The sequence below is a fragment of the Arthrobacter sp. Hiyo1 genome (assembly GCF_001263615.2).
In the GTDB taxonomy this organism is placed as follows: domain Bacteria; phylum Actinomycetota; class Actinomycetes; order Actinomycetales; family Micrococcaceae; genus Arthrobacter.
Window position 1 is genome coordinate 694,623 of record NZ_DF952469.1, and the last position, 6,298, is coordinate 700,920.

At 61.2% G+C, this 6,298-nt stretch carries 4 protein-coding genes and 1 pseudogene; 2 read left to right on the forward strand and 3 right to left on the reverse strand.

The genetic code is table 11. The annotated features are described in order from the left end of the window. Positions 1-1,039, reverse strand: a pseudogene (gene glyA / locus AHiyo1_RS07550) (serine hydroxymethyltransferase); the annotation flags it as partial. A 153-nt stretch (positions 1,040-1,192) separates the two neighbouring features. Here glyA and AHiyo1_RS07555 point away from each other — a divergent pair. Next, a complete protein-coding gene (locus AHiyo1_RS07555) occupies positions 1,193-1,864 on the forward strand; it encodes a GntR family transcriptional regulator (protein ID WP_059388144.1) in 672 nt (223 codons plus the stop codon). Between the two features lie 375 nt (positions 1,865-2,239). Here the strand turns inward: AHiyo1_RS07555 and AHiyo1_RS07560 are convergent, their stop codons facing one another. Together AHiyo1_RS07560 and AHiyo1_RS07565 are read right to left on the reverse strand one after the other, a co-directional pair. Continuing rightward, positions 2,240-2,521, reverse strand: a complete 282-nt coding sequence (locus AHiyo1_RS07560; RefSeq protein WP_059388145.1) for a hypothetical protein — start codon at positions 2,519-2,521, stop codon at positions 2,240-2,242. Further along, the gene (locus AHiyo1_RS07565) at positions 2,506-3,357 is read right to left on the reverse strand and encodes a hypothetical protein (protein ID WP_059388146.1); all 852 of its coding nucleotides are present in this window, start codon (positions 3,355-3,357) and stop codon (positions 2,506-2,508) included. Before AHiyo1_RS07565 ends, AHiyo1_RS07560 begins: the two co-directional genes overlap by 16 nt. A gap of 1,783 nt (positions 3,358-5,140) precedes the next feature. Here AHiyo1_RS07565 and AHiyo1_RS25465 point away from each other — a divergent pair. Beyond that, positions 5,141-6,019 carry a hypothetical protein gene (locus AHiyo1_RS25465; protein ID WP_216363149.1) on the forward strand — a complete coding sequence of 293 codons (879 nt, stop codon included), beginning with the start codon at positions 5,141-5,143 and terminating at the stop codon, positions 6,017-6,019. The last annotated feature ends 279 nt before the right edge of the window (positions 6,020-6,298 follow it).

The window sequence follows — 6,298 nt, forward strand, 5'->3', positions numbered from 1 at the left end:
GTGATGCCGATGCGGTGCAAGGTGTCCTCGGCCTGCTGGCCGTCCAGTTCCGAGTGGCGCAGGTCAACGAGGACCAAGTGGACGTCGGTGCCTCCGTTGACCACCGAGATCCCCGCTGCGGCCACGTCGTCCTTCAGGAGTCGTTCGGCCAGGAGCTTGGCGCCTTCCAGCACCCGTGCTTGGCGTTCCTGGAATTCAGGCTCAGCCGCCATCTTGAACGCCACGGCCTTGGCCGCGATCACATGCTCCAGCGGGCCGCCTTGCTGGCCGGGGAAAACCGCGCTGTTGATCTTGCGTGCGTATTGTTCCTTCGACAGGATGACTCCGCCGCGCGGGCCGCCGAGTGTCTTGTGGGTTGTGGTGGTCACGACGTCGGCATACGGCACCGGTTGGGGTGCAGTCCCGCTGCGACGAGGCCGGCGAAGTGGGCCATGTCCACCATGAGGTAGGCGCCCACGAGGTCGGCGATGCGGCGGAATTCTGCGAAATCCAAGTGGCGCGAGTAGGCGGACCAACCGGCAACGATCAGCTTCGGGCGGTGTTCCAGGGCGAGGGCTTCCACTTCCGCCATATCCACCCGGAGGTCGGATTCGCTGACGTGGTACGGGATGACGTTGTACAGCTTGCCGGAGAAGTTGATGCGCATGCCGTGGGTCAGGTGGCCACCGTGCGCGAGGTCGAGGCCCATGATGGTGTCCCCCGGTTCAAGGAGCGCGAACATGGCTGCGGCGTTGGCCTGGGCGCCGGAGTGCGGCTGGACATTTGCGGCTTCGGCGCCGAAGAGGGCCTTGACGCGATCGATGGCCAGCTGCTCGATGACGTCCACCTGCTCGCAGCCGCCGTAGTAGCGCTTGCCGGGGTAGCCTTCCGCGTACTTGTTGGTCAGGACCGAGCCCTGTGCCTGCATGACGGCTGCAGGAGCGAAGTTTTCGGAGGCGATCATTTCCAGCGTGGACTGCTGGCGGATGAGTTCCTGGGCGATCGCCTGCTCAACCTCCGGGTCCGCCTGGGCGAGTGGGCGGATCAGCGGTTCAACCATCGTGGTCTCCTTTTGAGATACTTATATTTACTGACTAATCAGCAACTGATATATTAGAACTGTTGCCATAGTATGTTGAAGATCACACAGCCGTCAACAGTCCGGCGGCAACTGAACCGCCAGACTTGGAATTGTGGCAAACGGGAGAGGCACATGAGCACTGCACTGGAAGCACCGGACACAGGCACGCAGGGAACGTCCTTGGCGGAAAACGCCTACCTGCTCCTGCGCGACCGGCTCATCATGCTGGACATCAAACCCGGAGACCCCATCAACGACGGGCAGGTCGCCGCGGAGCTCGGCATCGGACGGACACCCGTGCGCGAGGCCATCAAGCGGCTGGAAAGCGACCACCTTGTGGTCTCATATCCCCGCCGCGGAACCTTCGCCACCGGCGTCGACATCACCCAACTCGCGGACGTCTCGGAAATCCGCGAGCTGCTTGAGCCCTTGGCGTCACGGCGGGCTGCCCGCATGGCCAGCCCGAAGCTGAGGGAAGAACTGCGCGAGGTCGCCGCAGCCATCAGCGGCCTGGAGGCACACGACGCCGGCCAGCAGGACCTCATGCGCTACGACATCCAGGTGCACCGGCTCATCTACAGGGCCGCGGCCAATCCGCACCTTGAGGACGTGCTGATCCGCTACGACAACCTGGCAACCCGCATCTGGTGCCACATGCTGGACAAGATGCCTTCTGTGACGAGCCACGTCGCAGAGCACGCAGAACTGCTCAGTGCGATCGCCGACGGCGACGAGGACCGGGCGGCAGCGCTCGCCCTGCACCACGTGGCGAGTTTCGAAGAGTCGATCCGCAAGGTCCTCTAGGTCCGGCACCTACGCTGGCGCCTAGCCGTTTCTCTTCCAGTGCTTCGGCCACTTCACGTTAAACAGCAGCAGCCCCAGCAAGAGCGCATCAACCGTCATTACTCCCGCCATGAAGTAAGCCCAACCGATGATCATGGCTCGATCACCACCAGTCGGCGGCCCGAGGTGCGGGGTTGCATCACAACACACATACCAATCTCCTGACCCGGATCCCCCAGTCAATCGATAGTCCACCAAGTGTGGCACGACGGCGCCCAAGAAGGAACGGCTTTGGCGATCGACGGCGGGCCGCACTAAAGGAATTGACAACGACGGCGACGTGTCCTTTTCGGGGCGTGTCGCCGTCGTGCGCGCCTGAGCATTGAACAGCGGGAGCTACACTTTCGAGACCTCGCCGCTGTGGGGGCCAATGGTTCCCGTCTGCAGGCTCAGGAGCGTCAAGAGGATGACCATTCCGAGCAGCACAACGGCCGTGGCCAAGGTGAGGGTGCGGTTCCGACTCGGGGCTTCTCTGGCTGCAAGAAAGAGGGCAGATCCTGACAGGACAGCAGAGATAGCTGTGAATGGATAGAGCGGCAAAATCAACAAGATGGCCGCTCCCAGCAGGAAAAATCTGGAGAGCGCAACGCCTGAGCGCTTCCTTACCAAGGGCTGCATGATTGGTCATCTCCTTTTTGACCATTGCCGTGACCTATGATCCGCACGCAGGGGCGAGGCGACGACACGTCCCAACCCCCGACACCGAGTTTGAATTCGCGCTGTCCGACAATTTTAGCCGAGCCGCCCGAGATGATTGCGTGCCTGGAGACCTGGCCATTGTCGCGCCACCCGATTGCAAACGTCTCACCCCACGTGCCGTTGAACCATGAATGTGTTGCTGACGAACCGTTGCCACACCATCCGCCACTAACGGTCAGCTTGTAAAGCCACCCTCCAAAGGCATTCGTGCCTATCACCCAGGATGAAGTGTTCCAGCATCCGGAAGCCAGAGTGCCGAACTGAGCCGGCGTTATTCCCTTCAATGTGGATTTCTTGGCCAGACTATCTGCCGGCGCGTAGCTTTTCGGCGAACTGATGACATTCGCGACCGCGCTATAGGCCTCAAACAAACCAAGCTCTTCCGAGCCGAGCGATTTGGCCGCAAGCTCGGGATTGTCGGACTCAAAGACCTTGCGCGCTACGGCCTCAGCCTTCGCAGCTTCCTTGGGTGCGTTTTCCACTCTCGCCGGAGCGCCTCCCGCGTTGGCATCGACGTCAGCTATGGCGGGTGTCCCTGTTGAAGCGGCTAGGAGCGCAGCCATGGCCAGACAGGCCAGGATCCTTTTGATAATCATTTGGTCCCCAATCGTGAAACTGTCATGGGCGTGGTCGACGACCCGCCTCACGAAGGCCTCATCGATGTTCCTTTTCGGTAATCGAAAGAACAGATACACCGAGTTCTTTAAGGCGCGACGGGGGCCTTCATCGCAAACGCTAACAAGGGAAAACTGCACTGAGTGGTCTTCCGAATCAAAATGAGTGGCGAATCGCCCATATTTGAGTGGTAGCGAGGGGAAGCACGTTAGAACGTTCGTAGCCGCCGTGCTTCGACGATACGACCACCATCCTTGGGAACTGGTTCTGTCAGAGCTTCATCGCGTTACCGGAACTTCACGGAGCAGCACTGCAGACGATGCAGCGGTTGGGCCAAACGCTCGGCGGGGGCCTCTTCCGGGGTGCCGGTTGGGCAGCCGCCGATCTGAGCAAGGTGGATCCTGACGCCGGGCGGAGATGGAAAGCATTCCTCGCGACCTCAATTCACGGTCACTCTGCGCCGGTTGCCACCGAGACATTTTTGTCGTATCAGCCGAACAGCCGCCCTGAAGACCCTACGGTGCTCAGGGCGGCTCTCAGGCCTTACCTCGTGCTCACGCGACGATGGTCCCTTGATGGCTCCGAGGATCTGACAACTCTCCCCGACGCCGAAGTGCATTGGAACACCAAGGAGCGCAGTCTCACCAAGCACGTCTTGAAGGTCATCGAGGCGACCGTACCCGGCGACTTGATGCTGGGAGCGGTACTCGAAGACTCACTGAGCGCCGCTTACGACCTTCTCGACGCTTATCACGGCCTACGCTCGTGGGATCCGCTCAACTTTCGTCGCTCGGCAATCGAACCGCACGGGCAGGATCGGTTTCGCCATCCCGCGGACGCAGTCATCGATGGGCTGCGAGCGTACGGCGAGAAAGCCCTGCTCGCACGGCCGGACCTGCCCGAACGGTGGTGGTCGATCGGTCGAGACCTCTTCCGACGTCTCGCGCTACATTTGGTCGCACTTGACGCCTCGCGGTCGTACGACGAGAAGATCTCGTGGCTGCTAGAACGATCTGCTCTCTACGAAACTACTCTCAAACACGAGACTTATCGCATCCTCAAAGTGTCGGCGGAAAAAGCATCGAAAGAAGCACGAGATCACCTCCTTTCGGCCGCACAAGCCGGGCCTAGCCTTCCCAAAGACGTCACGGAAGACATCCTCGACCGTGAACAGCACACCAAATACGCAACCTACAACTTGCTTGTATGGCTGACCCAAGTTGCGCCCGGATGGGCTGAGGCCGGCACAGCCCTTGCAGAGGCACAGGACGCAAACCATGTTTTCGCCCCGCGGGAGAATCCCGACTTCGACAAGTGGATGACGACCGGCACCTGGGGCGGAAAACTGCCGATGGAACTGGATGACTTTATCGGGTCCCTTGAAAAGGATCCCGCTGGTACCGTCGATGACCTCCTAGCCGGGGACTACTCGGAACGGAGCTTGAACGAACCAGAGTGGCGCGACGCTCTTTCTCTCGTGAGCCAAGTGGCTGAGTCCCGCCCCGACCTCGGCGAACAACTTTGGGCCCTCGTCGATGATCGGCCAGACCGCGGTTCTCAGGCCGACGACCTTCGCCGAGCTATTGTCGATGGTTGGGCGGAATCGGCTCTGGGTGCGATTGCCAACACCGTCGTCGCACGAGTTACAACACAAGTCGCAAGTTTAGAATCCGCTCGCTCAGTCGGCCGATTCCTGCTGGAGCAGGTTCGAAAGCAGATCGAGAGTGACGAGACACCGGCTCTCGCGGCGATGCGCCGCATCGCCCTCGACCTTTGGAGGAAGCATGGCCACTCGTTCACGCATTCCGAGGCAGCGGACCCGAACTCGATGGCACCGCTTACCTCAATTCTTGGCCAGGAGACCTCGCCCAGTACTGGATGGCTGAGGTTGATCGACGATGGCGGAAACATCGTGATGACTGGTTGGGCCTCAGCGATGACGAGCACGAGGCTCTTACGCAGCTTCTCTGCGGGCCGGCGCACGCGTTCGATGCCACAGGACCCGCTCTGGCGAGCCACTTGTTCTTCTTATTCGCTGCCGACCCGGCCTTCGCGACAGAGCACCTGCTCCCGTTATTCCGTGCTGACGCGACCGCGCCGTTGTTTTGGCCTCCCTACCTTCGCCACCCTCGCTACAACGACAAGCTGCTCGCCGCTGGTTTCCTGGACAGTATCATCGCAGAGTGGGCGCGGCTCGACTCGCTAAGGGTCAACGAGCTCCAGAATCAATTCTTCGGCCTGGTCATCTCGATCGTGTCCTTCGCTGGTATCGCCCCGGAGTCGCGCCAAACCCTGCTCGATCAGAGCGTTCTTGCCGCCGACGGAGCGCACGAAGCGGAGTTTGCTCAGGCGGTGGTGTATTTCCTTCGTGCAGACGGGGTCGACGGTGCTGAAGTGTGGAAGCGATGGCTTCGCGCCCACCTGACATCTCGACTGAACGGCGTGCCGAGAAGGCTGAACGTCGAAGAACTATCCTGCTGGGCTGACACCGTCTCTTACCTCGGCGATGGCATTCCCGAGGCGACCGAGATGCTCCGCAACCGCAGCATCGGTCTCGGCGATCGGTTCATCCGTCCGGACTTCCCGGAAGGAGCGCTCACCCTTTACGGCCCGGTTCTGGCATCGCACTTCGCGGAACGCATTCGCAACTCGTCACCCGGCGACTATTTCACCGTCCACCAAGTGAACGAGCTGATCGATGCGATGCGAAATACCCTCGGCGACGCAGGGGTACAACCGTTAGTGCACGCGGTGACGACGAGAGGATTCATTGGCGGCAGCACCGACCAGCGACGCTCGTGAGGGGCGCTTCCTCATCATCGTTGTCGAGCTCGGCCGGACGCATGGCTGCGGCTCGATACCGATCTCGCCGACGCGCAACGGGCGAAGCCGATGTGAGTGATCGCGGAGGCGAGCGTCCACAAGTCAGCGGCCATGAGGAGCACTGGAAGACCCCTGCATACTCTGCACTGGACGCGCCTTGGAAGCCGAAGCGCTGCGTCAGCCGGGGCTGAGAACGCAGAACTCGTTGCCCTCCGTGTCGGCGAGGCACACCCATGCACGTCGCCCTGGCCGACGTCG

Excerpts from the sequence above, each read along its gene's own strand:
- AHiyo1_RS07555 (WP_059388144.1), top strand. The coding sequence starts at position 1,193 with ATGAGCACTGCACTGGAAGCACCGGACACAGGCACGCAGGGAACGTCC.
- AHiyo1_RS07560 (WP_059388145.1), bottom strand. The coding sequence starts at position 2,521 with ATGCAGCCCTTGGTAAGGAAGCGCTCAGGCGTTGCGCTCTCCAGATTT.